The 25,719-nt window shown below is 50.7% G+C and carries 22 protein-coding genes; 13 read left to right on the top strand and 9 right to left on the bottom strand.

All coding sequences use genetic code 11. The annotated features are described in order from the left end of the window. Nucleotides 1-19 precede the first annotated feature (19 nt). The 7 genes from ACYVI1_RS19230 to ACYVI1_RS19200 all read left to right on the top strand — a co-directional run bounded on the left by ACYVI1_RS19230 (nt 20) and on the right by ACYVI1_RS19200 (nt 6,306). On the top strand, nt 20-727 hold the full coding sequence (locus tag ACYVI1_RS19230) for a putative polyvalent protein kinase domain-containing protein (RefSeq protein WP_460912370.1): 708 nt from the start codon (nt 20-22) through the stop codon (nt 725-727). 212 nt (nt 728-939) lie between these two features. After that, nucleotides 940-1,359 carry a hypothetical protein gene (locus tag ACYVI1_RS19225; protein WP_460912369.1) on the top strand — a complete coding sequence of 140 codons (420 nt, stop codon included), beginning with the start codon at nt 940-942 and terminating at the stop codon, nt 1,357-1,359. Between the two features lie 337 nt (nt 1,360-1,696). Next, entirely contained in the window at nt 1,697-3,292 is a 1,596-nt protein-coding gene (locus tag ACYVI1_RS19220) for an McrB family protein (protein WP_460912368.1), read from the top strand. A gap of 91 nt (nt 3,293-3,383) precedes the next feature. Then, the gene (locus ACYVI1_RS19215; protein ID WP_460912367.1) at nt 3,384-4,415 is read left to right on the top strand and encodes a galactitol-1-phosphate 5-dehydrogenase; all 1,032 of its coding nucleotides are present in this window, start codon (nt 3,384-3,386) and stop codon (nt 4,413-4,415) included. Nucleotides 4,416-4,577: 162 nt separating this feature from the next. After that, nucleotides 4,578-4,793, top strand: a complete 216-nt coding sequence (locus tag ACYVI1_RS19210) for a hypothetical protein (RefSeq protein WP_460912366.1) — start codon at nt 4,578-4,580, stop codon at nt 4,791-4,793. Nucleotides 4,794-4,795: 2 nt separating this feature from the next. Next, nucleotides 4,796-5,212 carry a PIN domain-containing protein gene (locus ACYVI1_RS19205; RefSeq protein ID WP_460912365.1) on the top strand — a complete coding sequence of 139 codons (417 nt, stop codon included), beginning with the start codon at nt 4,796-4,798 and terminating at the stop codon, nt 5,210-5,212. A gap of 2 nt (nt 5,213-5,214) precedes the next feature. Further along, entirely contained in the window at nt 5,215-6,306 is a 1,092-nt protein-coding gene (locus ACYVI1_RS19200) for a Gfo/Idh/MocA family protein (protein WP_460912364.1), read from the top strand. A gap of 92 nt (nt 6,307-6,398) precedes the next feature. Here the strand turns inward: ACYVI1_RS19200 and ACYVI1_RS19195 are convergent, their stop codons facing one another. Both ACYVI1_RS19195 and ACYVI1_RS19190 read right to left on the bottom strand, forming a co-directional pair. Then, nucleotides 6,399-7,703: a RagB/SusD family nutrient uptake outer membrane protein gene (locus ACYVI1_RS19195; RefSeq protein ID WP_460912363.1), complete on the bottom strand. Its 1,305-nt coding sequence runs from the start codon at nt 7,701-7,703 to the stop codon at nt 6,399-6,401. 51 nt (nt 7,704-7,754) lie between these two features. Continuing rightward, nucleotides 7,755-10,943, bottom strand: a complete 3,189-nt coding sequence (locus ACYVI1_RS19190) for a SusC/RagA family TonB-linked outer membrane protein (RefSeq protein ID WP_460912362.1) — start codon at nt 10,941-10,943, stop codon at nt 7,755-7,757. Between the two features lie 361 nt (nt 10,944-11,304). On the opposite strand from ACYVI1_RS19190, the gene ACYVI1_RS19185 reads away from it, so the two are divergent. Next, nucleotides 11,305-13,539: a S9 family peptidase gene (locus ACYVI1_RS19185; RefSeq protein WP_460912361.1), complete on the top strand. Its 2,235-nt coding sequence runs from the start codon at nt 11,305-11,307 to the stop codon at nt 13,537-13,539. A 226-nt stretch (nt 13,540-13,765) separates the two neighbouring features. After that, on the top strand, nt 13,766-14,086 hold the full coding sequence (locus ACYVI1_RS19180) for a hypothetical protein (protein ID WP_460912360.1): 321 nt from the start codon (nt 13,766-13,768) through the stop codon (nt 14,084-14,086). A 77-nt stretch (nt 14,087-14,163) separates the two neighbouring features. Here ACYVI1_RS19180 and ruvA read toward each other — a convergent pair whose 3' ends face one another. From ruvA to ACYVI1_RS19155, 5 genes are all read right to left on the bottom strand, one after another. Next, the gene (gene ruvA, locus ACYVI1_RS19175; RefSeq protein WP_460912359.1) at nt 14,164-14,751 is read right to left on the bottom strand and encodes a Holliday junction branch migration protein RuvA; all 588 of its coding nucleotides are present in this window, start codon (nt 14,749-14,751) and stop codon (nt 14,164-14,166) included. Nucleotides 14,752-14,934: 183 nt separating this feature from the next. Beyond that, nucleotides 14,935-16,494 (bottom strand): lytic transglycosylase domain-containing protein, encoded by a 1,560-nt coding sequence (locus ACYVI1_RS19170; RefSeq protein WP_460912358.1) that lies wholly within the window; start codon nt 16,492-16,494, stop codon nt 14,935-14,937. Between the two features lie 51 nt (nt 16,495-16,545). Continuing rightward, entirely contained in the window at nt 16,546-18,009 is a 1,464-nt protein-coding gene (gene gatA, locus ACYVI1_RS19165) for an Asp-tRNA(Asn)/Glu-tRNA(Gln) amidotransferase subunit GatA (protein ID WP_460912357.1), read from the bottom strand. A 193-nt stretch (nt 18,010-18,202) separates the two neighbouring features. Beyond that, nucleotides 18,203-18,406 carry a Sec-independent protein translocase subunit TatA/TatB gene (locus tag ACYVI1_RS19160; RefSeq protein ID WP_460912356.1) on the bottom strand — a complete coding sequence of 68 codons (204 nt, stop codon included), beginning with the start codon at nt 18,404-18,406 and terminating at the stop codon, nt 18,203-18,205. 178 nt (nt 18,407-18,584) lie between these two features. Then, entirely contained in the window at nt 18,585-19,046 is a 462-nt protein-coding gene (locus ACYVI1_RS19155) for a YkvA family protein (RefSeq protein ID WP_460912355.1), read from the bottom strand. Nucleotides 19,047-19,238: 192 nt separating this feature from the next. Here ACYVI1_RS19155 and mdh point away from each other — a divergent pair, with 192 nt between their 5' ends. Together mdh and ACYVI1_RS19145 are read left to right on the top strand one after the other, a co-directional pair. Further along, complete coding sequence (gene mdh / locus ACYVI1_RS19150; RefSeq protein ID WP_460912354.1) at nt 19,239-20,180, top strand: malate dehydrogenase; 942 nt, start codon at nt 19,239-19,241, stop codon at nt 20,178-20,180. Between the two features lie 241 nt (nt 20,181-20,421). After that, entirely contained in the window at nt 20,422-20,868 is a 447-nt protein-coding gene (locus ACYVI1_RS19145) for a DUF2846 domain-containing protein (RefSeq protein ID WP_460912353.1), read from the top strand. A 68-nt stretch (nt 20,869-20,936) separates the two neighbouring features. Here the strand turns inward: ACYVI1_RS19145 and ACYVI1_RS19140 are convergent, their stop codons facing one another. Both ACYVI1_RS19140 and ACYVI1_RS19135 read right to left on the bottom strand, forming a co-directional pair. After that, complete coding sequence (locus ACYVI1_RS19140) at nt 20,937-23,504, bottom strand: zinc-dependent metalloprotease (RefSeq protein WP_460912352.1); 2,568 nt, start codon at nt 23,502-23,504, stop codon at nt 20,937-20,939. A 130-nt stretch (nt 23,505-23,634) separates the two neighbouring features. Continuing rightward, nucleotides 23,635-24,144, bottom strand: coding sequence for a DUF4293 domain-containing protein (locus ACYVI1_RS19135; RefSeq protein ID WP_460912351.1), 510 nt, complete (start codon nt 24,142-24,144; stop codon nt 23,635-23,637). A gap of 123 nt (nt 24,145-24,267) precedes the next feature. Here ACYVI1_RS19135 and mnmC2 point away from each other — a divergent pair, with 123 nt between their 5' ends. After that, a complete protein-coding gene (mnmC2, locus tag ACYVI1_RS19130) occupies nt 24,268-24,939 on the top strand; it encodes a tRNA (5-methylaminomethyl-2-thiouridine)(34)-methyltransferase MnmC2 (RefSeq protein ID WP_460912350.1) in 672 nt (223 codons plus the stop codon). Nucleotides 24,940-25,068: 129 nt separating this feature from the next. After that, nucleotides 25,069-25,674 (top strand): thioredoxin family protein, encoded by a 606-nt coding sequence (locus tag ACYVI1_RS19125; RefSeq protein WP_460912349.1) that lies wholly within the window; start codon nt 25,069-25,071, stop codon nt 25,672-25,674. Nucleotides 25,675-25,719: the final 45 nt, after the last annotated feature.

The following is a 25,719-nucleotide window of genomic DNA, read 5'->3' as shown; positions in this document are numbered from 1 at the left end:
GAAGAACTTGTTAGGTTATATGTCCGTTAATAAAGAAATAGAGTCAGCACAAGATGGAGGAGAGCGTTACATACCTAAACGAGTACCACCGGCAGCAGAGCAAAAAAATGATCAGGAAAGTCTCCGAGCAGCCCTTGATGTCATTGCAGGAGTGCATCGATCAAGCAAAGCGGCTCAAGGACCAACCCCTCAAAACCGTGCCGAAAAAATAGCTCTGGACCGGGCCTTACGTGTAGGCGAAGAAAAACTGCTTCGCAGATGGGCTATTTCTACAAATAAGATGCTACCTGCCGAGCCATTCACCGATGCCTGGCAGTCACAGGGAGGAGAAGGTGGCGCAGAACACCAGGTTTATGTTCAGTTGGGTGTTTATTACAAGCGGAATAATTTAAATTATTACAGCACCTGGCTGAGTTATTTTCATAACCTGCTGTTGCACAACTGGCTCTTTCCCGAAACGGGCTATACATTTCTGGGGCTAATGGAGGTAGATGATTCGTTGCATTCAGTTGTCAGTCAAAAAGCCTTACGTGGAGTGAGAGGAGCCACATCTGATGAAGTAGCGACCTATATGCTTCCGTTCGATTTCGTTGCTTTCCAGAATAACGATTATATTAATTCAAATTTTGGGATTATTGTCAGCGATTTGCATCATCGGAATGTGCTGGTAAGAGACGATGGCGAATTGTTGGTGTTTGACCCAGTCATTTATTTACGGCCCTTCTAAGATTGATTATGAGTGCATTTGCCGATGTGGTGAGTATCGGGAGTTAGTTAGGCGTAAGAATTGTTATCTTCGTTACGAACAAATTAATAAATTTTTATACACACAGGAGGATTTAAAAGAGCGGTATAAACGAAGCAGACCTTTACAAATCTCTTATAAAAATCTCTATTGATATCCCCGAAAAAGAAGCCATTTTAGCAATAGGATGCTCAATGTATGTTTCACGAAAAGGGGGACGTTGGACAAAAGATTGTTTAGGGAGTTACGCTAATTCACGAGGAGTTTACATACACCACAGCGACAATGAAATCTTATATATTGGTCAAACAGTGAAAGGTAAGTGGGGCACTTTTAGCGAACGCCTAAGAAGAGAGTTTCAGGAAACATCTTCTCAGGCAAGCGGCCTATATCGAATGCTTGAGGAACAGACGCATCAAATAAGAACAGTGTGTTTTGATCTGGATGAAATTGATCAACTTATTAGTTTCTCCACAAATGACCTCTCAAAAGAAAACAAAGCTTTGATTTTTGAGCAGTTATTGATAGGCATCTTTCAACCACAGGGTAATAAAAGTGGGATTTTTAAGAAAATAGGAGTAGAAGCTAAAGCAACTGCCATGTTTACTTTATAGAAGCGGGTTGTTGAAGTAAAAACGGCATATCACTTCGTCTCATTCCCAAGCATTTTGATAATCTGTCGGGCTATACCAATACCAGCAATAAGGCCGCTCGTAATATCCTGATACATATCTTTTAAATGTTCTTTTAAATCGTCAAGCGTTTCGCCTTGTGTCCAATAATCTGGATAGTCCTGCAAATAGCCCAGCCAGGAGCCATTGTCTTCCCAGAAAACAATTTTGACGGTATTCGTAAGTTTGCTGTCTATTCTTAATCCAACTTTACCTGGCTAAATGTAAAGGTTAATCTGCTGCAAAACACTCAAAAAATCGTATTTTCGCAAACGAAAATTTGCCTTTCTCCGTGATCGCCGACTACCAGCAACCCCTCATCGAACGCATTCGTGACATCGGCCATCCTGAGGCTGTCCGGCGGTTTTTTGGGTTGCTGAAAGAACTCATCGACATTATCAATCTACCCAACGGCGACGCCCGGCTGGCCTTTGTCGTAAAGCCCGATAAAGCATCCATTACCGCCAATATTAATTTTTTTCAGGCACTACGGATTCAGAAGCCGCGTCGTGGGGAAGTTGAGTATCATTTAACGGTCAAAAAGTCGTGCTACGACCGGCTGAAAAGTATCGAAGAGTTAGCCTTTGAGCCGCTGACCGAAAAGTCGGATTACGTAGCGGTCATTATTGGACAGTCGAACGTGCATCGACTCTATCAGCCTGTGTTACGTACCTGTTGGGAAGACTGCCTGCTCGAACTGGTAGAGAGTAACAAACGCGGCCCACACCTCGCCCGGCACAATGCTGATGTGTACCGGGCCGCCGAGGACGAAAGCTTTTTGACTGACTTACTCCGGCTTGCCGACGACCCGACTCTGGGTGACCGCGTTCTCAACGGCCATAACGTTGAGGAGCCGGAAACGGGTTATGAATTAGAATCTCACCGCCCCAATCAGCCGCATAACCTGATTTTGTTTGGGCCGCCGGGTACGGGCAAAACATTTGCTTTGCAACCTTATTTGCGGGGTGAAAATGCAAGCTTGATTACATTCCACCCGTCGTATAGTTACGAAGAATTTGTGGAAGGCATCCGGCCCGAAGTGGTTAGCGGGCAAATTAGTTACAAGATTCGGAAGGGTATTTTTTATAAAGCCTGCCTGTCAGCGATTCAGCAGGCAGGGTATGGCACGCTGGCCGACTGCCTGAACGATTCGGCTGAGAACCGTAGCCAGAAACTAAAAAAAGCCCCGGCACAGTATCTGCTCATCGACGAAGTCAACCGCGCTAATGTTGCCAGTGTGTTTGGCGAGCTGATTACGCTGCTCGAAACCGACAAACGTCTTGGGGCCGTGAACGAACTCTGGCTAACCCTGCCGTATTCGCAGGAGCGATTTGGCGTGCCTATTAATCTGTTCGTGGTCGGAACGATGAACACCACCGACCGCTCGATTGCGCTGCTGGATATTGCGTTACGTCGGCGGTTTTCGTTTCGTGAGATGCTGCCTGATCCAACAATTCTGAGCATAGTTGGCGACGTTGATTTGGCTCAACTGTTGCAGACACTAAATGAACGAATCGAATACCTGCTCGACCGCGATCACCAGATTGGCCATGCTTATCTGACCAGCGTGGAAACGCATACCGATCTTTGCACTGCTTTCCGCGACCGGATTATTCCGCTCCTGCAAGAGTATTTTTTCAACGACTGGGCGAAAATCCAACTGGTTTTAGGCGATAATCAGGCCTGGGGAAAAGAACCGGCTCAGCGGTTAGTCTGGACGAGAAAGAAGTATACCGCTAATGCCGCTACCAAATTGTTTGGCGAACTGCCTGACTCAATGGATGAGGTTGTAACTTACGAAGTTAACCCGAATCTGCAACGGGCTGATTATGAGCAGGTGCCCGCCGAAGCGTTTGTCAGGATTTATCAGAAATGATGTAGCTTGGACGGCCACGTCCGGGTGTGAAAATATCATATTATAACATCCGGACGTGGCCGCCGGAGTGCCGTATCACCAAGCTACTTTTATGAAAGCACTCGTATTAACCGAATACAATCAGTTCGACCTGCAGGACCTGCCCAAGCCGACCATTCGGCCCAATGAGGTGCTGGTGCGGGTGCAGGCCGTCGGCATCTGCGGCTCCGACGTTCACGGCATGGATGGCAGCAGTGGCCGGCGCATTCCGCCCATTGTGATGGGCCACGAAGCCTCCGGTATTATTGCCGAGGTAGGAACTGACGTGCGTAACTGGTCTGCCGGCGACCGAGTTACGTTTGACTCGACCGTCTACGTGCTCGATGACTGGTACAGCCGCCGGGGCCATTATAACCTCAGCGACGGCCGTGAAGTGGTAGGCGTTTCAACGCCCGATTTCAAACGACAGGGCGCCTTTGCCGAGTTTGTGGCCGTGCCGCAGCACATCCTGTACGCCATTCCCGACAACGTTACCTTCACGCAGGCCGCCCTGGTTGAGCCGGTCGCGGTGGCTCTTCATGCGTTGAGCCTGACCCCCATTCAGGTCAACGATTCGGCGGTGGTCGTGGGAGCTGGTATGATTGGTTTGTTCGTGATTCAGGCGCTGAAATTAGCTGGCTGTGGTGTCATTATCGCCATTGACCTGGATGATGACCGGCTTGCCCTGGCGCAAACCCTCGGCGCAACCCACACACTTAACGCCGGAACAGGCGACGTAGCGAAGCAGGTTCAGGCGCTGACCCACGGGCGCGGGGCCGATGTGTCGTTTGAAGTCGTGGGTGCGGGGCCAACCGTCAAAACGGCCATCGACTGTGTTCGGAAAGGCGCGACCGTCACGTTGGTGGGCAACCTCGCTCCAACGGTTGAAATGCCGTTGCAGGCTGTGGTGACAAGGGAGTTGCGGCTGCAGGGGTCATGTTCGATCAATGGCGAATACGAAGCTGCGCTGGCCCTGATTTCATCGGGGCGAATGAATGTGGAAGCCATTCTAAGCGCTGAAGTGCCGCTGGAAGAAGGGGCCGACTGGTTTCGTCGGTTGTACGCTAAGGAAAAAGGGCTGATTAAGGTGGTACTCAAGCCTTGAATTTGGCACTTATTTTCGAGTAGATAAGTCCCGAATTAAGCATTTCGTTGAAATACGTTTAACAAATTATGCCTACTCCTCTTCGTATTGCCGTTATTGGCCCCGGCAAAGTGTCTTTAAACGAGTATGCGTATTTTGCATCTTAAAAGAAATATCAATTATATGAATGCTATCAACATACAGAATCAACCTGATCGCTACGTGATTAGCATTGATAAAAAAGGGGTTAGTCAGGAGTTTATGCTTGAATTGCTGGAACGTCTTCAGTTGGAACAGTTGGCCCAAAAAGTCGATTTTGATGAGTCGATTTTAGCACTTGGTGAAGAAATAAATGCCAACTGGTGGCAACAAAATAAGCATCGGTTCATTAAAGAATAACCGTGAGAAAAATTATTATTGACCATAATATTCTGTTTGCCGCTGTTTATACTAAATCGTCTTATACACGACGAAAGCTGCTGGATAGCTCATTTGTTTTCTATACACCAAACTACCTGATTGTTGAATTATTTAAGCATCGACAACGCATAGTTAACAAATCGAAAGCAACTGAAGAGGAAGTGTTGAGTTACCTTAATCAGGTTATCCAAAAGGTCCATTTCTTCAATGAAGAACTGATTAGTCTCGAAAACTTTTTCACGGCTTACCACCTTTGCAAAGGCATAGACGAAAACGATACCGCTTACATTGCGCTAACGCTCGAATTAGACGGTGAACTATGGACGCGGGACGAAGCGTTAAAAAATGGTCTTCGCCTGCGTGGTTTTGACCGATTCTTTGCTGAAACAATATCCTAATTATGCCTACTCCTCTTCGTATTGCCGTTATTGGCCCCGGCAAAGTGGCTCATCTGCACGCCAAAGCCGTTTTACAAACACCCGATACCCAGTTAGTGGCCGTTTATGGCCGCACCTACCAGAAAGCCGAAGATTTCGCCAATCAGTATGGCATTCGGGCCTACAGTGACGTGTATGACATGGTCGACCGCGAGAACGTGGACCTTTGCCTTGTTTGCACCACGCACCCCGCCCACCGTGAGCCAACCGTTGCCGCGCTCAACGCGGGGTCTCACGTACTGGTCGAAAAACCACTGGCATCAACTCTCGAAGACTGCGATGTCATGATCGAAGCGGCCACGCGCAATGGACGCTATCTCGGCGTCATCAGCCAACGGCGGTTTTATGCACCTTCTATGCGTATCCGGGAGGCTATTGATTCAGGAAAAATTGGGAAACCCATACTCGGCACCATACAGATGCTCGGCTGGCGCGACGAAAAATACTACAAAAGCGATGCCTGGCGTGGTACCTGGGCCGACGAGGGCGGGGGTGTGCTGGTCAATCAGTCGCCCCACCAATTGGATCTGCTGCTGTGGTACATGGGCGAAATCGACGAAGTATTCGGTGTCTGGCGCAATCTGAACCACCCTTATATTGAGGTCGATGACACGGCCTTAGCCATCGTCAAGTTCAAAAATGGTGGTCTGGGCAACATCATCGTGAGTAATTCACAGAAGCCGGGCATTTATGGGAAAGTCCACGTTCATGGCGAAAATGGCGCATCGGTCGGCGTACAAACGGATGGCGGTTCGTTGTTTATTGCGGGGATGACAACCATTACCGACCCGCCCGTCAACGACCTCTGGTCAGTAGCTGGCCGTAGCGACGGACCGGAAGAAGATCAGTTAGCTCAGTTTATCGCCGAAGACACCGCCTTTTTTAACACTATCGACGCAACGGTCTATTATTTCGGTGTACAGATTGCCGACTTCCGCGATGCCATCCGCGACAACCGCCCGCCTTTGGTCACGGGCAACGATGGCCGCAACGTGGTGGCCCTGTTCCAGGCGATTTACGAATCTACCCGAACGGGATTGCCCGTGAAGATGTAAAAAACAAAAAACAGAACGCAGATTTTTAGGACGGTTATGATGATCCGGTTCAACCATACATATCCTAAAAATCTGCGTTCTGTTTTATTCGCTTAATTTGCCGGGTCGGCGGGCGTACTGGTGTTATTATTTCGCTCCGTGAGCGGATAGGGGAAAAAATTACGGTTACGCTCTGCTCCAGTCACGCCCGGCCCTGGCCGATTGAACCGGCGGCTGTCTTCCAGCCGGAAACCCTGGTAGGCCAGTTCAATCTGACGGTTTCGGTAAATCTCGGTCAGAATCGCTTCAGCAGTCTGCGGTCCGGCATAAGCAGGCAAACCCGCTCCAAGACTAAAGACATCGGTCGTCTTGGTCAGCACCCGATTGAGTTGCGTGACGGCGTTGACAAGATCGTTTTTGCGGGCGTAGGCTTCCGCCTGAATCAGTATCATCTCGCCCGGCAGATAAACCGGAACAGCCGCGTTGTTTGCTGTATAAAAAGCGGTTGCAATAACGGGCGCCACGGCGGTGTTGGTGCTGGGCTTCGTCAGGAACGCGATTCGCTTATCGTTGGCAGTGGGGACTAACGCACCCGTCAGGCCGAGGTTGGCATTGGTGGGCTGAAAGACGTTCAGGTTGCCAAACGTGGCTTCAAACAAAGGATTTCGCGTGTTATCGTCAAAATTGAAGACCGATCTTTTCGTCAAATCAACTTTGGCCGCAGCCGCAATAGCTTTGTCATAATCGCCCGAAAACAGGGAATACCGGGCAATCAGCGCCTGAATGGTGTTCGAAATGTCGATGCCCGGTACAATTTTCCCTGTAAAGTCAGCCGATACAGGCGCGGAGGCTACCTGGGTAGCGGCTGCCTCGAGCGTGGAGACTGCTTCTTTGAACACCTGCGCCCTGGGCACGAATGGCACATTGGTTCCGGTCGTGATGGGCGACTGCTCGAAAAACAACCCCAGCGTACCGAGTGATAAAGCCCGGAAAATAGACGCATAACCAACAATGCCACTCTTCGTACCGGCATCGCTCACCACCCCTGTATTTGCCAGAATCAATTCAGCATTTGAGCGAACTAAATGGCTCTGTGTCCAGAGGTTACGCACAATGCTGTTGCCATTGCCAACGTTGCCACCCCCCAAGGCAAGGTTGGCTTCGTCAATATTGCCCACATTCAACACGAACTGTTCGCGGGTAGTGAGACCTGCGCCTGCCGTGCTGGCATAAAGCACGCTCAAGGCCCCGCCGGTGGTGTAGCGGTATTGCAACCCATTACAAAGTGTCATCAGGCCATCGGGCGAGCTAACAGCCTGCGACTGATTGATGGTGCTGGGGTTCAGGTATTCCTTATTGCAGGCTATCTGCGTCAGCAGCAGGCCCGTCAGGAGACTAAGTAGGCGAAGTTTTTTCATGATGTATAAGTTATTCAGTTGGTAAGTGGCTTACAGACTTACCCGCTAAGGTTAAAACGTTGCCGTCAGTTTGAGTTGATAGGTGCGGGGAATAGGGACGTTACCGAAGTCAATGCCCCGCAACAGGTCGTTGTTGCCGCCAGCGTTGGTTTCCGGGTCGAAGCCCGTGTAGTTATCCCAGGAATACAGATTACGACCAATGACGGACAGGTTCAGCCGGCTAATGGCTTTAATCAGTGTGGGCAGTGTATAGCTAATAGCTACCTCGCGCAATTTGGTGTATGAACCCGGATCGACACGGAATTCCTGCGTGTTGTAGACTCCAAAAATATAACCCCGTTGCAGCGTCCCGCGCAATTCCTGTTCGGCAAAGTCGCCTAAGCCCACGCCCTGCCGCGTCCGCTTGTCGGCGTTGAATACGTCAACGCCCTGCACAGCGTCTAAGAGAACATGTAGGTTCAGCTTTCTGTAGGATAGATTGGTGCTGAACGAGCCGGTCCACTTCGGATTGGGATTGCCAATGATGACGTTAGCAAGAGGCTTCGAGACATCGAAGGTGCCGTCTGTATTGCGGGCGGGTACAAAATCAATGGCCCCGTTTGCCTGCGAAGAAGCTCGTTCTGACTGCGGAAAGCCGGAAGGCGACAGAATCAGTGAGCCGTCCGTATTGCGTGCGTACCCCGTGCCATAAAAAACGCCAACCGGCTGATTGACAATCAGGGAAACCGGCGTTCCCGACGCCGATGAGGCATCGGGGTTAATGATTGGCTGGCCGCCCAGGTCCAGGATCTTATTGCGGTTATGGTTGTAGATAACGGTGAAATCCCAGGTCAGGTTTTTGGTTTTGATGGGAGTTACGTCCAGTGTAATCTCAAACCCTTTGTTTTCCATCGACCCCACATTGTTGACGATGCTCGTACCACCAGACGTTGGCGCTACCGTTCGGTTGACCACTAAGCTGCTGATTTTCTGATTATAAGCGGTTATGCCCAGCCCAATCCGGCCGCTCAGGAACGCCAAATCGACGCCACCTTCCAGTTCGGCCATTCGCTCGGGCTGTACGTCGGGGTTGGCCAACTGGGTGCCGGGTGTTACGGTGTTTTTGCCGAGAAGGCCCACCGGGCTGAACTGGTAGAAACGGGCATAGGAGCCAATGCCCGACAGGTTGCCCGCTTCGCCGTAGCTGGCCCGCAGTTTCAGGCTATTGAAGGAATTGTTGAACGACAGGTTTTTCCAGAAATCAAAATCCGAAATGATAAACGAGCCGCTCACTTTGGGGTAATACTGATTGGTCTGGCTGGGCGAGAATTTCGACGACTGATCGCGACGGACGGCCCCGGTAATAAACGCCAGATTCCGGTAGCCAATCGTTGCCTGGGCAAACAACCCACTCAGGCTATATCGGTCCAGATCGTAACGAACCTGATAGGTCGTGTTGCTGGCTCCGTTGACTGTTTCGATAAACGGTGCCAGATTCTGCCCGCTATTAGACGAATAATCGGACTGAAAAAACTGGTAGCTATAGCCAATAGCCGCGTTCAGCTTAAACTTGTCGCTAAACTGCCGCTCATACTGTGCGTTCAGGTCATTGTTGAATTGAAGTACCTGATTGGTGGCCGTAGCGGCAAACCCGCCCGGATAACGGGCGGCTGGCAGACCGGCAATGGCCTGGTACGGATAGGGACGGATGTAGTTTTTGCCAAACTGTCCATACGCATCGACTCCGGCAATGTAGTCAATCGTCAGGCCCTTCAGCGGAGTTAGGTTCAACTGAAGGCTGCTGATGGTGCGGCTCACAGCCTGCGAAAACTTCATGTCTTCGATGGTCGAGAGGGGATTAACGCGCGTTGGCTCAACGGCCTGTAGATTCCCGGCAGCATCGCGGATGGTGATGTCGTAGATATTATTGGTGATATTGACCGAGTTGATCGGGCTATAAAACACGTTGCCATTCGCTTTCTCATTGGAAAAGCTGTTGGCATAACTTAGTCCCACCGACACTTTGGCCCAATTGGTCAGCCGCTGATCGACGCGGGCGCGGAGGTTGTAGCGGGTGAAATCGGTATCCTTGATAATGCCCTGATTCTTGAGATACCCGAACGAGAAATAATACTGCGTGTTGTCGCGCCCGCCCGAAACAGAGAGGTTATTATCGGTGCCGTAGCCAGTCCGAAAAATCTGGTCGAAATAGTTATAGCGCTGCACATCGACCAGATTGGTGGCTAAGGCGGTATTGGCCCCATCGCGGTAAATATTCATGGTCGTGGTGCCGGGATTGGCCGCAATCTGAGCCGCTGAAACGCCCCCGATGGTATAGAGCCGTAAGGCGGCAAACCCAAATTGCTTGCCGTAGGTATTGACCGGTACGCCCTGCCGTAACTCATTGATATTAAACGATGTCGAAAAGGTTACCTGCGCTTTGCCGGTCTGCCCGCGTTTGGTCGTAATAATAACCACCCCATTGGCCGCCCGCGATCCATATTGAGCAGCCGCAGCCGCGCCATTGATTACGTTCAGCGTAGCGATGTCGTCAGGATTAATATCGGACAGGCGATTTTGGCCAACGTTGGCATTTCCCACGTCGTTTGCCAGGGCGATCTGCGATACGTTTGTGCTCGCGTTACTTACAATCACGCCATCGACAACATACAAGGGGTCTGATGAGCCAACCAGTGACTTGATGCCCCGCAACCGAATGCTGATTCCGCCTGCCGGATCGCCGGAGTTTTGCGTGATCTGTGCGCCCGGAACTTTGCCCTGCAACGAGTTGATCAGATTTCCTGAACCCGTTTGCTGCAAATCGGCGGCTTTGATGGTGCTGATGGCGTTCCCCAATTCGCGCTTGGGCGCCGACAGGGTGGAGCCGGTCACAACCACTTCGTCGAGGTTGGTTGTAGCGGCTGCCAGTTCCGCATTCACCGTAACCTCTTCGGTATTTCCCAGCGTTATGGGTTGGCGCAGGGTTTCGTAGCCGATGGCTGTAAAGGCTACGGTTGCCGGGCCGGGCTTCAGCGTTATAGGAAGCGTGTAGTTGCCTTCGGCATCGGTGGTGGTGCCGAGGGTTGTGCCAACGAGTACTACGGTTGTGCCGGGCAGTGCCTGCTTATCAGGGTCAATAACACGGCCTTTGAGGGTGTAGCGCGTGCCTTGCGCCAACGCATTGGCGCAGACAAGGAGCGTTAAACCGAGTAGCCAAAGATGGCGGATACATCGGTCGGGAGATGGGTAATAATTGGTCATAGGTGATGAGAATTGATAAAGTTGATAACTGAAAAATGGCCTGAAAATTAAATATAGGCATAAACAGGAACTGCAAATGGTTTAATGACAATCATTTTTTAGAATAGATGCACCCGTGCAACGAAGCGCTTATTGTTCAGAAGCTGTTGGAATTAATTTCTTTGGTCTGAAAACAGTGGATTTCGGTTTTAGACGAGGCACTTTTAAGGGGCGCAGCCAAAGCTAAGGACCGAAAAAGTAACGAAGTATAAGACCGAAATCCACTATTCTCAGTCTCAAATCAATAGCTCCAACAGCTTCTTAGGGTAGTTATAGGCAGGTATTTTTAGTAAATTTGGTGTTTTAATCAAGCACTTCGTACATGACAACTCGTCTTAAAACCGGATGGCTCACCGGCGTCCTGGTTCTCCTCAATTGGGGGCTGATTGCCCAAACTGCCGACGCTCAATCCAAACAACGGTATGCTAACCTTCAGGAAGCCATCTTTTCGGGTGGGCAATTGGCTGGTTCGCCGGGGCCGCGCTCGGTCAACTGGATTGAGGGAGGCAGCAAATTCTCCTTCATCGACGGGCAGAATACGATTAAAACCCTGTCGCCAAAAGACCAGAAAGAAGCCGTCGTTTTTGACGGGAGCCAGTTGAAATTTCCCGGCACCGACAAGCCGTTTGCCTATGGGTCGTTTCAATGGTCGAAAGACTCAAAGAACATTCTGTTTCAGAGCAATTTCCGGCCTGTTTACCGGCATTCCGGCGTGTCGGATTATTATGTCTATTCGGTAGCCGATAAAAGCCTGAAACTCGTGGCCAAAGATGCCCAAACCGCCGAGCTATCCCCCGATGGGCAGAAAATTGGCTACGAGCGGGGTGGTAATCTGTTTGTCTTTGATTTCGCAAACCAGAAAGAAACCCAACTCACCGATGATGCCAAACCGTCGTTCTACAATGGTCGCTTCGGCTGGGCCTATGAAGAAGAATTCGGTTTGGCGCAGGCATGGGACTGGTCGCCCGACAGCAAGTTCATTGCTTTCTGGCAGTCCGATGAGCGGCAGGTTCCCATGTATAAACTGACTGATTACAAAGGGTTTGACGAAAAATTCGATTCGCTGCCTTATCCGCGCGTTGGCGACCAAAACCCGACCGTTCGCATTGGGGTCATCGAAATTGCCAGTAAGTCAAAACAGTGGATGAAGGTTGATTTAGAGGATGGCTATATTCCGCGCATCTACTGGACCACGCAGGAAGGCCAACTCGCGCTCGTTCACCTCAACCGCAAACAAAATCACCTGCGGCTGTTCATGACCAACGTCCGCACCGGCATGGCTAAACAGATTATGGAGGAGAAGTCGAACACCTGGATTGACATTTTTGATTTCTTTGCGGGAATCAACCACCTCATCTACTTTCCGACGGGTGTAGAGGAGTTTTACTGGGTGTCGGACCGCGATGGCTATTCGCACCTCTATCGCTACGATTATGCGGGCAAGCTGCTTAATGCGGTCACGAGTGGCAAGTGGGAAGTCACGTTTGTGCATCACATCGACCCGAAAACGAAGAAAGTATATTTCTCCTCGACGGAAGCCTCGCCGTTGGAGCGGCAACTGTTTGTGGCCGATGTGGATGGCAAAAACAAACGCCGGCTGACAACGGTGCCGGGCAAGCATACGGTCAATTTCTCGCCCGGTGGTCAGTATTTCATTGATAAATATTCCAGCGTTTCGTTGCCAGCCCAGGTCGAACTGCGCGATACAAAAGGTCAACTGATTAAGGCGCTGGAAACCAACAAAAAAGTATCCGATTATGTGGCGGGCCACGATTACGCGCCGAAGGAACTGGCTTCTTTCACAACCTCCGATGGGCAGTATTTAGACATTTCGATTAGTAAACCACTTGGCTTTGACGGAACTAAGAAATATCCCGTTGTGCTGGATGTTTACGGCGGGCCGGGCGCACAGTCGGTTTATAATGAATGGGCCACAACGGGTTGGCATCAATGGCTGGCGCAGACGGGCTACGTAGTTGTGAGCGTGAACAACCGGGGCAGCGGAGGCTATGGCAGTGCTTTTGAGAAAATCGTTTATGAAAAATTAGGTAAATATGAAAGCCAGGATTTTGCCGAAACAGCCGCCTACTTAGCCAGGCAACCCTGGATAGATGCCAACCGAATGGCCATCCGGGGCCATAGCTATGGTGGCTATACGAGCAGCTACACCATGCTGACTCACCCTGGTGTATTTAAACTTTCGCTCGTTGGCGCACCCGTCACCGACTGGCGGCTCTACGACGCTATTTATACCGAGCGCTACATGGGGCTGCTACCCGAAAACGAAGAGAAATACAAAATCAGCGCGGTGTCGCCTTATGCGAAAAACCTGGTCGGGAAAATGTTCATTGCTCACTCCACCATGGACGAGAACGTACACGTTCGCAACACATTTCAACTGATGAATGCCCTGGAAGATGCAGGCAAAGATGCTGATTTGCGGATTTATCCGCCTGGTGCACACGGGGTTGCCTACAGTGCCGCTACGCAGTTGCTGTTGTATCAGCAGTACACAAATTATCTGGAAACTTACCTGAAAGGCAGTCCGGTAAATTAACAGCGAAATCCCTAACCGACATTCAATCGGTTAGGGATTTCGCTGTTAAGCGTCTTTACTTTTCATTCATGGTAACCAGGACTATAGTCAATAATGACCATAGTCCTATGGGTTTAATGGAATATACCCTTGATTACCAGTTAATTAAACAAAAGGTTTTGTAGTTGGTTAGATAGGATTGAAAGGCTCGCTAAACGGTGAGCAGGTCATTAAACCACCAATTGTTATGAAAAAGCTAATTATTGCTGCTACTGCCTGCGCCTTATTGGTAGTAGCGCAATCCAGTTTCGCACAGGCCGTTCAGGAAGCAAAAGCAGCCAAAAAGGAAATGAAGGCCGAGAAAAAAGTGGCGAAGGCCCATGAGTATAAAATGGAAGCCAGAACACACAAAGGCCTGGAAGTGAAAGGCGTTTCTGACCCTAAAACGAGAATGGCCAAGGCTGATCGAAAAATGGAGAAGGCCGAAAAGAAAGTAATGAAAAGCGATGCCAAGGAACTGAAAGCGATGGCTAAAAACAAAAAAAAGAAGGCTGCCGGAGTTGACTAACGCCAAATAAACTGGATAAAACAGACATGGTGTCAGTGGGGCCGCCTGAGCGGTTCCAATCTGACACCATATCTGTTTTATCGCAACGCCCGCCGAATCACCTCTTCAACAGTCAGGTTTGGTTCGGCTTTCAGGGCATCGTCCACACTTTTTTCGGCAGTCGCTTTAGGAAAACCTAACGCTACCAATGCCGCCAGTGACTCTTCCCGAACGGGATCCGCAGTCTGTTGGCGGTAAGTCGGCCCATTGGATACGACACCCGACCGCTTCATTTTATCGCGTAGTTCGAGAATGATTCGTTGGGCCGTTTTAGCGCCAATCCCTTTGATGGCCTGCACAGCACGCACGTTTTCGCCCAGGATAGCCAGCCGCAAATCGCCCGGCTGCATGGCCGACAGCATACCGAGCGCGGTATTCGGCCCAACGCCCGAAACACCAATTAAATCAAGAAAGAGCGACTTTTCGTCGGCGTTGGCAAAGCCGTATAGGGCCTGATTGTCTTCGCGGAACAGGTGGTGAATAAATAGCTTTATCCGGTCGCCACCGCCCGGCAAAACGGAATAGGTTTGCAGGGATATGTGTACAGCATAGCCCACGCCATGAACGTCGATGATGGCGTAGGTAGGTTCTTTATAGGACAGAATTCCGTCTAAATAAGCAATCATTCTTAATTTGGAAAAGCCTGTTTCTGAGCTTATTATGTGTACCTAAAGATACGAAAAACCCACGACTTTTCTTAGTTAAATCGTGGGTTCTGCTTCACGTTCGATGCTTCAAGTTGCAGAACCGTGTGGACCCTTATAGAGCTACACCGACGACCCGGCTGGAACATGAAACCTGAAACAATGTTAGCCAACAATCAACTTCTGGCCGGGCCGTAGCGCATTGGTTCGGATGTGGTTTAGTTTCTTAAGCCGGTCGATGGTCAGGCCGTCGTAGCGTTGGGCAATGTTCCAGAGGGTATCGCCATCCTGCACCCGATGATAACGGGGCTTGTAGCGCTTCGTTTTGGCAATACTCTCGGCTTTTTGGCGGCCTTTGGCAGTTCCCTGACTGGCCAGCCGTTCGGCGCGCGTTTCGGCGACTTCTTTCAGAATCACCAGCTTTTGCCCCCGCTGGATCCGGGTTGACCGCAGGTGGTTCCAGCGTTTGAGGTCGTAGAGTTCAACGTTATAGCGGTCGGCAATGTCGCCTAAGTTATCGCCTTTTCTGACCACATAGGTTTGTTTGCGGGGCTTTCGCAGAACCACCGTTTCTAAATCTTCTTCGGGTTCATCGTCGGGTTCAGCTACGGCAACCTGGGCAGTCTCAGCAGGGTTTTCCTCTAAACGTATGTGCGCCAGTGGGTTGCGTCCCAAGTCAGTCCAGACACCCGCCGAGTCGCTTCCGTACCGAACATCTTCGGCATTGGCCAGCAGAATATGGTCCATAACGCCGGGCCGTTGACTGGACGAATCCAGGATGGTCCGACGTCGGCTCGAAAAATAAGCATATTGTTCGCGGGGAATTCGCAGGGGATACCGGTTTGTATAGTCGGGCAGAATTGTTGTCGTGATAGCCGGGTTCATTTTCTGCAAATCGGCCAGCGGCATGGTGCTATGTTTGGCGAAGCTTTCGAGGTTAAAATAACCGCTGATTTGAATGGTATCGTGCGGAATGGGATACTCGTACTTCTCCGCAACGATACCATGGTCACCGGCATGATTCATCAGATACATGAAGGCAACAAACTGTGGCACATAGCCACGGGTTTCTTTTGGCAGCGCGTCATAAATGGAATAGAACGAATCTCCACCTGACCGACGCATGGCCCGTTTTACGGCACCTGGCCCGCAGTTATAACCCGCCATTGCCAACTCCCAGTCGCCGAAGATGTTGTACAAATCGCGGAGGTATTTGCAGGCCGCTTCGGTGGCTTTAACGGGATCCATCCGCTCGTCTACATAATCGTCCTGATAAAGTTTCAGGTCACGGCCTGTGCCGGGCATAATTTGCCAAAGCCCGCCCGCCCCAGCGCGTGAAATAGCGCGTGGGTTCAGTGCCGACTCCACAATCGAGAGGTATTTCAGTTCATCGGGCAGGCCATACTGCGCCAGCATTCGTTCATACAGGGGAAAGAAGAGCGGCATCTTCTCCAGCATAGTCCGTGTGTAGCTCGCCCTGCGAAAGGTGAAGTAATCCACATACGCCTGAACCGCCTTGTGGTAATTCAGTGGAATAGCCTTCTGCAACGTAGCTAATCGTTCCCGCAGCAAACTGTCAGGCACTGTCGGCACGGCCGCAACGGTATCTTTTCTGACGATTGTACTGTCTAATTGAATCGTAGTTTCGGCGCGGGCTGCTGTTGTCAGTCCCACTACCGCACTCAACAGCCCCAGTCTCAACAGGCTACGGTTCAGGTAGTTCATATAGGTCTTGTTATCGTTACGTAATGCGGCTGGAGAACCGCTACTCTTTGGTTAAACAATGCGGCTGGAAAGCCGCATTACATAGTTCCCAAGCGCCACCAATTTCCCTTCGGCAAAGGGCGGAGCCATCAGTTGCAAACCAATTGGCAAGCCATCGGCATTAGTGCCGTTAGGAATGGATATGGCCGGATAACCTACCACGTTGGCCTGCACTGTGAAAATATCGGCGAGGTACATTTGCAGCGAATCACCGGTTTTTTCGCCCAGCCGAAACGCCGTCGTTGGCGTGGTAGGCGATAGTAAAAAATCATACTCCTCAAACAGCCGTTCGGTTTCCTGCCGAATCAGCCGCCGAACCTGCTGCGCTTTTGTGTAATAAGCATCATAATAGCTGGCACTTAGCGCAAAGGTGCCGAGTAAAATCCGCCGTCGTACTTCTGCGCCAAACCCTTCTGTCCGACTTTTTTTGTACAACGACAAAAGGTCCAAAACAGATGTCCCGGTCGGTTGACTTCTGTATCCATACCGTACACCATCAAAGCGCGACAGATTCGACGAGGCTTCGGCGGTGGTTAAGATGTAATACGTGGGCAGCAGATACTTTAGAAGCGAAATGTCGACGGGTTCTACCGTATGGCCCGCGTCTTTCAGGGCGTTGATTTTAGCGAGCGTAGCTTCCCGGATGCTCACATCGACACCCGCACTCTCTACACCATCACGCAAATAGGCAACGCGAAGGGGACGCAGTCCGTTGGTATGACTGGGTAACGTTGCCTTTGAATAAGTCGAAACGGGCTGACTCGACACGGTGCTGTCGAACTCATCAGGCCCTGCCATAATTTCGAGCAAAAGGGCTGCATCATCAACCGTGTTAGCAATGGGACCGACGCAATCGAAGGAAGAGGCATAAGCAATGAGACCCCAGCGGCTGATGCGCCCATAGGTTGGTTTCAGGCCCACCACGCCACAAAAGGCGGCTGGCTGCCGAACCGATCCGCCCGTATCGGAGCCGATACTGGCTAAACAAAGCCCAGCCTGCACCGCTACCGCCGACCCGCCACTCGACCCGCCCGGCACCCGGCTCGTGTCGGCGGCATTGCGGACGGGGCCAAACGCCGAATTTTCATTCGAGGACCCCATGGCAAACTCATCGCAGTTTTGCCGACCAATGATAATAACGTCTTCATCCAATAGCCGCTGCACGGCCGTAGCTGTAAACTGCGCCGTGAAATTTTCCAGAATCCGGCTTCCAGCCCGAACGCTATGACCAGCATAGCTGAGCACATCTTTAATGCCAATGACCATGCCAGCCAGTCGCCCCGCCGTGCCGGATGCTATTTTCAGGTCGACGACATCAGCCTGTTGCCGGGCCTCATCGGCATATACTTCAGTGAAAACGTTAAGATGCTGATGCTCGGCAATGCGGGCGAGATACTGCTCCACCAATTGGCGGCAGGTAATGGCTCCGGCCTGGAGGTCGGCCTGAACGGAAGAAAAGCTACGGTAAGGGTTCACAGAGAACAGTTTACGATTTACAGCCCCCTAACCCCCAAAGGGGGAAGTGCTGCCGCAACATTAAAAGATGCGACAGCAACTATGCGGCAGCACTTCCCCCTTTGGGGGTTAGGGGGCTGTAAACCAATAAAAACAGACAATCAAGCGGCTCCAGATTGGGACCGCCTGATTGTCTGCTGGTTATACCATTTACTTATTTTTCGGGTTGTTTCAGACCTTCTTCGATGTTCTCGCGAACGTCTTTCGTAGCGTCTTTGAACTCTTTGATGCCTTTGCCAAGACCCCGTGCGAGTTCTGGAATTTTCTTCGCGCCGAACAACAGGAGCAATGCCAGGAAGATAAAAATCATTTCCTGACCGCCCAAACCCATAATTGCAAAAATGCTCGCTGAAATCATGATTCTGAGGATTTGAATGTATGCAAAATTAACAAAACTCTCTCGTACAATCTATTAAAACTAAATGAAACTTACGCACCAACAGTTAATTCGGTTTCATGTTTTAGGTGCCAGGTTCAAAGTTTCTGATTAACGCATGAAAACCTGGAACCTAAAATATGAATCCTGGAACAATTTTTCATCCAATTTTAATCGTTTCCGTCCGGTGGGGGGCTTCCTCGCGCGGCTTCGTCGCCGTGAATTCCCACTGCCGGAATTTCTCAATATCATCCCGAATACCGCTAAACAGCCAGAGCATCAGCGCAATATCGTCTGATAAACCAATGATGGGCAGAAAATCGGGCAGGATGTCGATGGGTGACACAAAATAAATCAGCACCGCAATGATCCGAATCAGGGTTTTCCAGGGCAACTGACGGTACTCGCCCGATGCGTAAGCCTTCAGCAGCCGCGTAACAATGCTCAACTGCTCCCGAAAAGCGGAAATGTTCGCTCCTGATAATCCTCCGCTTTTGTTGAGTGCTTCCCGGATCAACTCTAATAAACTTCGGGTATTTCGGGCATAGCGAACGGCACCGATATTCGCCCGTTTAAAGAAAATGGAGGATAAAATCCGCGTTATGAGACGTTGGTTTGTCATTCGTTTGTACGCCATTCCAATCAGGGCCGGAACAGCAAAGCAAGTTGTGGTGACGATCTAACAAAAAATTGTGCTGAATAGTCTATTAACGAGAAACAGCATCAGAAGTTTTATTCCGAACCCTATTGGTTTGTCTTGAACCGGGGCCTTACTTTTGCGCTCGCTTGTTAACCCTTTAATTCCGAATACTGTATGAAAGTTACCGTAGTAGGTGCCGGGGCCGTTGGGGCCACCTGTGCCGACAACATCGCCCGCCGTGAAATCGCCCACGAAGTCGTTCTGTTAGACATTAAAGAAGGTCTTAGCGAAGGGAAATCGCTCGATATGCTACAGGCGTCGACGCTGCTCGACTGCGACGTGAAACTGACGGGCGCTACCAATGATTATGAAAAAACGGCGGGCTCCGATGTCGTTGTTATCACATCGGGGATACCGCGTAAGCCGGGCATGACCCGCGAAGACCTCATTGGTATCAACGCGGGCATCGTGAAAGGCGTAACAGAAAACATTCTGAAACACTCGCCCGACGCGATTTTTGTTATTATCTCCAACCCGATGGACACGATGACGTACCTCGCGCTGAAATCGTCGGGGTTGCCCAAAAACCGGGTTATCGGCTTAGGTGGAGCCTTGGATTCGGCCCGGTTTAAAACCTACCTGTCGCTGGCGCTGAACTGCTCACCGAACGATTTACAGGCATCGGTTATCGGTGGTCATGGCGACACGACCATGATTCCCCTCACGCGCTTAGCTACCAAAGCCGGGGTGCCCGTAAGTCAGTTTTTAGACGCCGAAACGCTGAAAAAAGTGGCCGCCGACACAATGGTGGGTGGCGCTACACTGACGGGCCTGATTGGTACATCGGCCTGGTACGCGCCGGGGGCCGCCGGGGCTTACATGGTCGAGAGCATCCTGCGCGACCAGAAGCGTGTAATTCCATCCTGCGTGTTGCTGGAAGGGGAATATGGACAGTCAGACATTTGCCTCGGCGTACCGGTCGTTTTGGGCCGCACGGGCTGGGAAGAAATCATCGACTACAAACTAAACGACGACGAGCAGGCTGCTTTCAGCAAATCGGCGGATGCCGTTCGGAACATGAACGGGGTGCTGAGTACGTTGAATATTGGGGTGTAGTTGTTAAAATGTTCCATGTTTCAAGTTCCATATTCCAGTTAATACGATGGTGAGTTTACTGAAACATGGAACATCATAGCAGCCTCTTATCCATTTGCATGATTTTTCGGGGATTTCGAGAATTTTATCTCGAATCGGTAGCTTCAGCATCCTGCATTTGTATGATTTATTTCTGGTCTGTTGCGGGGGATTAATCTGCCTTTTAGTTTAGCCGACTGAAAACCAAGCTATTCTAATCGAAATGAAAAAAACAACCTACCTTTTTGCCCTCTGTCTGTTCCTTTTGTCGACAGCTTTTCGTTCTGATTTACCCGGTACGCGTGTTCATGCCGATTTTGCAACGGTCTATATTTACCGGGGTGGCCAGTTTTTTGGGTCGGGACTGAACTATGCTATCTTCGCTAATGGGGAGCGAATTTGTAAACTCAGCAATAACCGCTACATCGAATACAAAGCCAAACCCGGTAAATTATCCTTAACCGCACACCGTGGGGGCGTAGAAATCTTCAAGAAAGAAACCGGCCTTGATATGGATGTCGAAGCCGGGAAGAAGTACTACGTGAAGGGTGACCAGAAATCGAGTATTACCCGCACCCGTCTGGAGTTGTCGGAAGTGACAGAAAGTACAGCCAAACGCGATATGACCGGTATGACCGTCGATGCCTGCCAGGAAACGACGGAAAAGTAGCGCTAATGTGTAGCACAAAAAAAGCGCCCCAGATGATTGGGGCGCTTTTTTATGAAGGGTCAGGGTAGCTATCGCCAGTCACAATCGGGCGAAAGCCATTCCTGGCCGGGGTCGATGGGCGCACCATCGGGCGGGGAAGAAGGAGTAGTCAGAGGAATTGACATGGGATTCGTCTCATATTGGCTGATTAGCCAATATAGATAATCGGAGGTTGCGCCCGGCGATGCTTCGTTATTAAGCGTTCTTCCCGTTGGTATATTAATGGTTGGTTCAACAGCATATTGGCTTTTTATCCGCATAATGCCCTCATGCGCTGAGGCCCGGACAGCACCATCTACGTCTTTGTCGATAGCTAATTGCATCAGCCGTTCCAGCACTTTCTGGTGGAGCATACGCCGAATGGCGCCCGTATAAGTAATGTCTTTTTTGACCTGTCGATAGTCTTTTGAGGTGCCATAAGTCGACGTAATCAACTGCTCAATCACTTGATCAAGACTTGGCAGCAACCCGTTGATGGTCCACCGTTGATGCGATAACCGGGCACATCGCTCCGGGTGCAGCAATAAGCGCAGGGTCATACCTGCCGCTGCTTCGGGTGGTCCCATTGGGTCGAAGGTTAAGCCCGTCCGACGTTTGAATACCTCGCGGGGATTCGGATCGAACCGGAAGGGGCGGGGTGGAATCATAGCCAGAACCGGGGACGGAACAGTCAGAAAAGCCGGATCGAGGGTAGCCAGCAAAGCATCCAACGCCCGTTTTTGCTCGGCTGCCGGAACCGCCGATAGAACGGCCTGCCCGTCGCCCCGGAGCGCGTTTGTGTAGGTTTGCCCGCCCAGCACTTTAGCGGCTGCCTCGACCTGATAGCGATGAAACATGTACATTGGCACAAATACCTCTTCGAGCGTGGCCATCGGCGTTCCGACCGGAATTTTCTTTTCCGTAAAATTTGCCAGCGCCACCCGCCGAACGTCCATCACGCGCCGAAGTTCATCTACGGCATTCGCGCCATTGTCCCACAAGTGCGTGCCGGGGTGAACGGAACCTTCGGGCCGGGCATCCTGGTCGGTCAGAAACGTCAGGCCAGCCGCGTGCATCTGCTTCACTAACTTCTCTAATTCCTGTTTTTCGTTTGTGCCTGCCAATCCAGGCCGGGCTGGAAATTGCTCATAGCCATAGCGAATGCTCCATTTGTCATACTCGCCAATGCCTTTGGCATACGCATCCGACAGGTCTATACTCGCCCCCTTTACCTTCGCCACCATCGTTGGGTAGTCCATGACGGACGCCCGGTTCTGCATGCTGGCGATGTAGTTGTGTGGTAATCCGAGCGTATGCCCTACTTCATGAGCAGCTAATTGCCGTAGCCGGTCGAGCGACATAGCGAGCATCGGGTCGGTCTGAGAGCTATCGCGCGAGGTCCCGTCAAAAGTACCGATTAAGCCCTGTGCAATCAGGTAATCCTGCCGAACGCGCAGGGAGCCGAGTGTGACTTTGCCCTTGATGATTTCACCGGTACGCGGGTCGATGATGCTCGCTCCATACGACCAGCCCCGCGTGGACCGATGCACCCATTGCACCAGATTGTAGCGGACATCCATTGGGTCGGCATCGGGTGGCAGCAGTTTTACCTGAAACGCGTTTTTGTAGCCAGCCGCTTCAAACGCCTGATTCCACCAGGCTGTGCCTTCCATCAGGGCCGAGCGGATGGGTTCGGGCGTGCCGGGGTCGAGGTAATACACAATGGGCTTAACGGCCTCGCTAACAGCCGCCGACGGGTCTTTTTTGGCCAGCCGATGCCGCGAAATGTAGCGTTTCCTGATGGGCTGGCTAACGGGCGAGGCATAGTCGAAAAACTCGATGCCGCCATAGCCAATGCGCGGGTCGAACAGCCGGGGTTTATAGTCGGCATCCGGCAGTTGCACAAACGAATGATGCTGGTGCATGGTCACGGCTGCGGGTGTAGGCACCACCTCACGCAGGTATGGCCCGGCTCCCTCGCCGGTGAGGGTAATCATCGTCTCGAACTCCGTATTTTGCGGAAAGGCTTTCGTGCGGGGCAGGTACATCGCGCTCCGCACCGGGTCGAATTTGTAGCTACCCTGTTTAGTTTGGGCTATGGCCTGCACTGCCCCAACGGCATCCTGCATCAAAAACGGTGTCAGCTCAACAATAACTTTCCGACCCGTCGGACCGTCCGTTTCTTCAGCCGCAATCTCGAATCCGGCATGAACCGACTTTGCAAATGACTCATCTACCGCCCGGCGTTCGAGCGGGTCGCTGCTAAGGGCACGGTAAGCATAGTTTGGTTCAATCAGCAAAACCTTGTTGCCGCTGCGCTGAAATTTCACGACATGCTCCTGTCCCAGCCGACCCCGGTCGAGACCAATGTCGTTGGAGCCGATGCCCTGCGCCAGGGTCGGGTAGTATAGAAACTCCGTATCGAATGATGAGATCTCAAGCCAGATTTTGCCTTTTTTGGCATCCCAGTAATACGTCAGGAAACCGGCATTGCGTTCCATACCCGCCGTAAAGGCGGCAATGCTACTTGACGCGCTGGTTCCCGTAGTTGATTGAGCGAAAAGTTGGCCCGCAATGGATGAAGATAGGCAAAGAAAGAAGAATAAACGTTTTTGCATCTTGAGTGAGGTTATCGTTGATGTTCAAGATACTTAATAAGAATGAAGAATGTCGAATGAAACGTGAAGAATAAGCTGACACGACACCTATTCTTCACGCTTCATTCGACATTCTTCACTACTAAATTAACTACCGAAGCCGGTCTGAGCCGCGCACTAATTTTTCATCCTTCCGAATGAATCGATTCGCCAGCGCGTTGAAAACCAGCGCGGCAATGATGGCGTAGAAACCCGTTAGAAATGTGCCCTGGTCAGCCGGATTACCGAATGCTTTGCCCGCGTAGAGCGTCCGATACAGCACAATACCCATAATAGCCGTAAGCATAATGGCATTAACAGCACATAAAGCCGTTTGGGTCAGTCGGTTGCGGTATTGAAAAAGGGCATAGAGCGATGACAAAGCTACTAAAGCCAACAGAAGACCCAGATACCAGACCGACGTTACAACGGTTGTGGGAATAGTCTGTGCTGGAAGTCCTGGTTGCTGAATAACAGCCTCCTGCTGACTATATTCTAAAGCCGTCAAATGCGCCATTTCGGACGAGTTAATACCAACTTTTTCCCAGAGTGGATTTGCCAGGGCAATGCCCATAGCAACGGCAATAAGAAACAAAAATAATGTCTGAATGCGTTGAATCATTGTTGTTAATAAACTAATGTGTATCGGTAAATGTATAATGAATAATGGAATTGTACCATTTGTTGTTGTGCAGTGTCACTATACACTAATTGATGACAAAAATAATCCAAAAACTGATAGTTTATGACGGCAAACGTTCGTTTGATGATAACTGCCGACGGGTCACATACGGTCATCAATCAGATGCTCGAGAAAACGTATCACTCTATTCATGGCGCGTATCAGGAATCGCAGCGAGTCTATATCGAATTAGGCTTGTTTGCCGCCTTTGAGAAATTCGCTGATACTAAGTTGCGAATCTTTGAAATGGGGTTCGGCACGGGACTAAACGCACTGCTGACTGCCCGCGAGGCCACTACGTACCAACGCTGGGTGTGCTACACAGCATTGGATGCTTATCCGATAGCCGTAGGAGACGCGCATCAGCTTAACTTCGATGAACTGCTTAAAACCAACTGTTTGGCCAAACTACACGAATCGCCCTGGAACGAATCCGTGGACATCAATCCCTATTTTAGCCTGACCAAGATAGAACGTCGTTTGCAGGATTTTGAAACCGACGACAGATTTCACCTAATCTATTATGATGCCTTTGCACCAACGGCTCAACCCGAACTTTGGGAACCTGAAATAGTTGCACAAATGGCCCAATTGTTGTTACCGGGAGGTATATTGACCACTTATTGTTCAAGGAGTTACGTGCAGAGAAACATGCGGGCGGCTGGCCTGATTGTCGAGAAACATCCCGGTCCTCTGCACAAACGTGACATCCTGCGGGCAGTCAAAGCCAGCTAAATGCAAGAATATACAGGCAAAAAAACGCTGCGTTCTCTGCCTGTTCCGCTGAATCCCTTATGTTTAAACGAGCGCGATTTTGCTAATTTTATACGCCACCGAACGTTATCAATCAAAATAACAACCTCTATGAACCGTCTGCTCCTCTTTTTTGCCGCCTTCGTCCTCCTGACGATTAGTGCCTTTCGCACAACGCTGCCCACTAAACAGTTCAGCGTAACTTCTGGTCCGCCTAAAACCGTTGGCGAGCGTAAACACATCAACTGGCTAACCGTTCAGGAAGCATACGCCCTGACTCAGAAAAAGCCGAAAAAATTTGTGGTCGATGTTTACACCGACTGGTGCGGCTGGTGTAAGGTGATGGACCGCGAAACTTTCTCCAAACCCGCGATTGTCGATTATGTCAACGAGAATTACTACGCTGTTCGATTCAATGCCGAGCAAACTCAGGACGTAACCCTCGGTAAGCAGACCTTTAAATACATCAGCGGGGGTAGCCGGGGCGTTCATGAACTGGCCGCAGCCCTGTTAAAAAACCAGATGAGTTACCCCACAACGGTGTTTCTGGATGAGAAATTTAATCTGATTCAACCCATTGCCGGCTATCTGGAACCGCGCACTTTTCACCAGATTATTACCTATTTCGGTAAAAACTACCACCAGAAAGAACCATTCGACCAGTATAAAACGGGTACCTATAAAGAATTTCAGTCGGCATTGACGGCAAGTAAATAAAACAATTTACATGTAACGCGGACGGTCCGCCGTTGCGCGGGACCG

The sequence above is a fragment of the Spirosoma areae genome (assembly GCF_054781775.1).
This window is presented reverse-complemented; position numbering and strand designations above follow the sequence as displayed.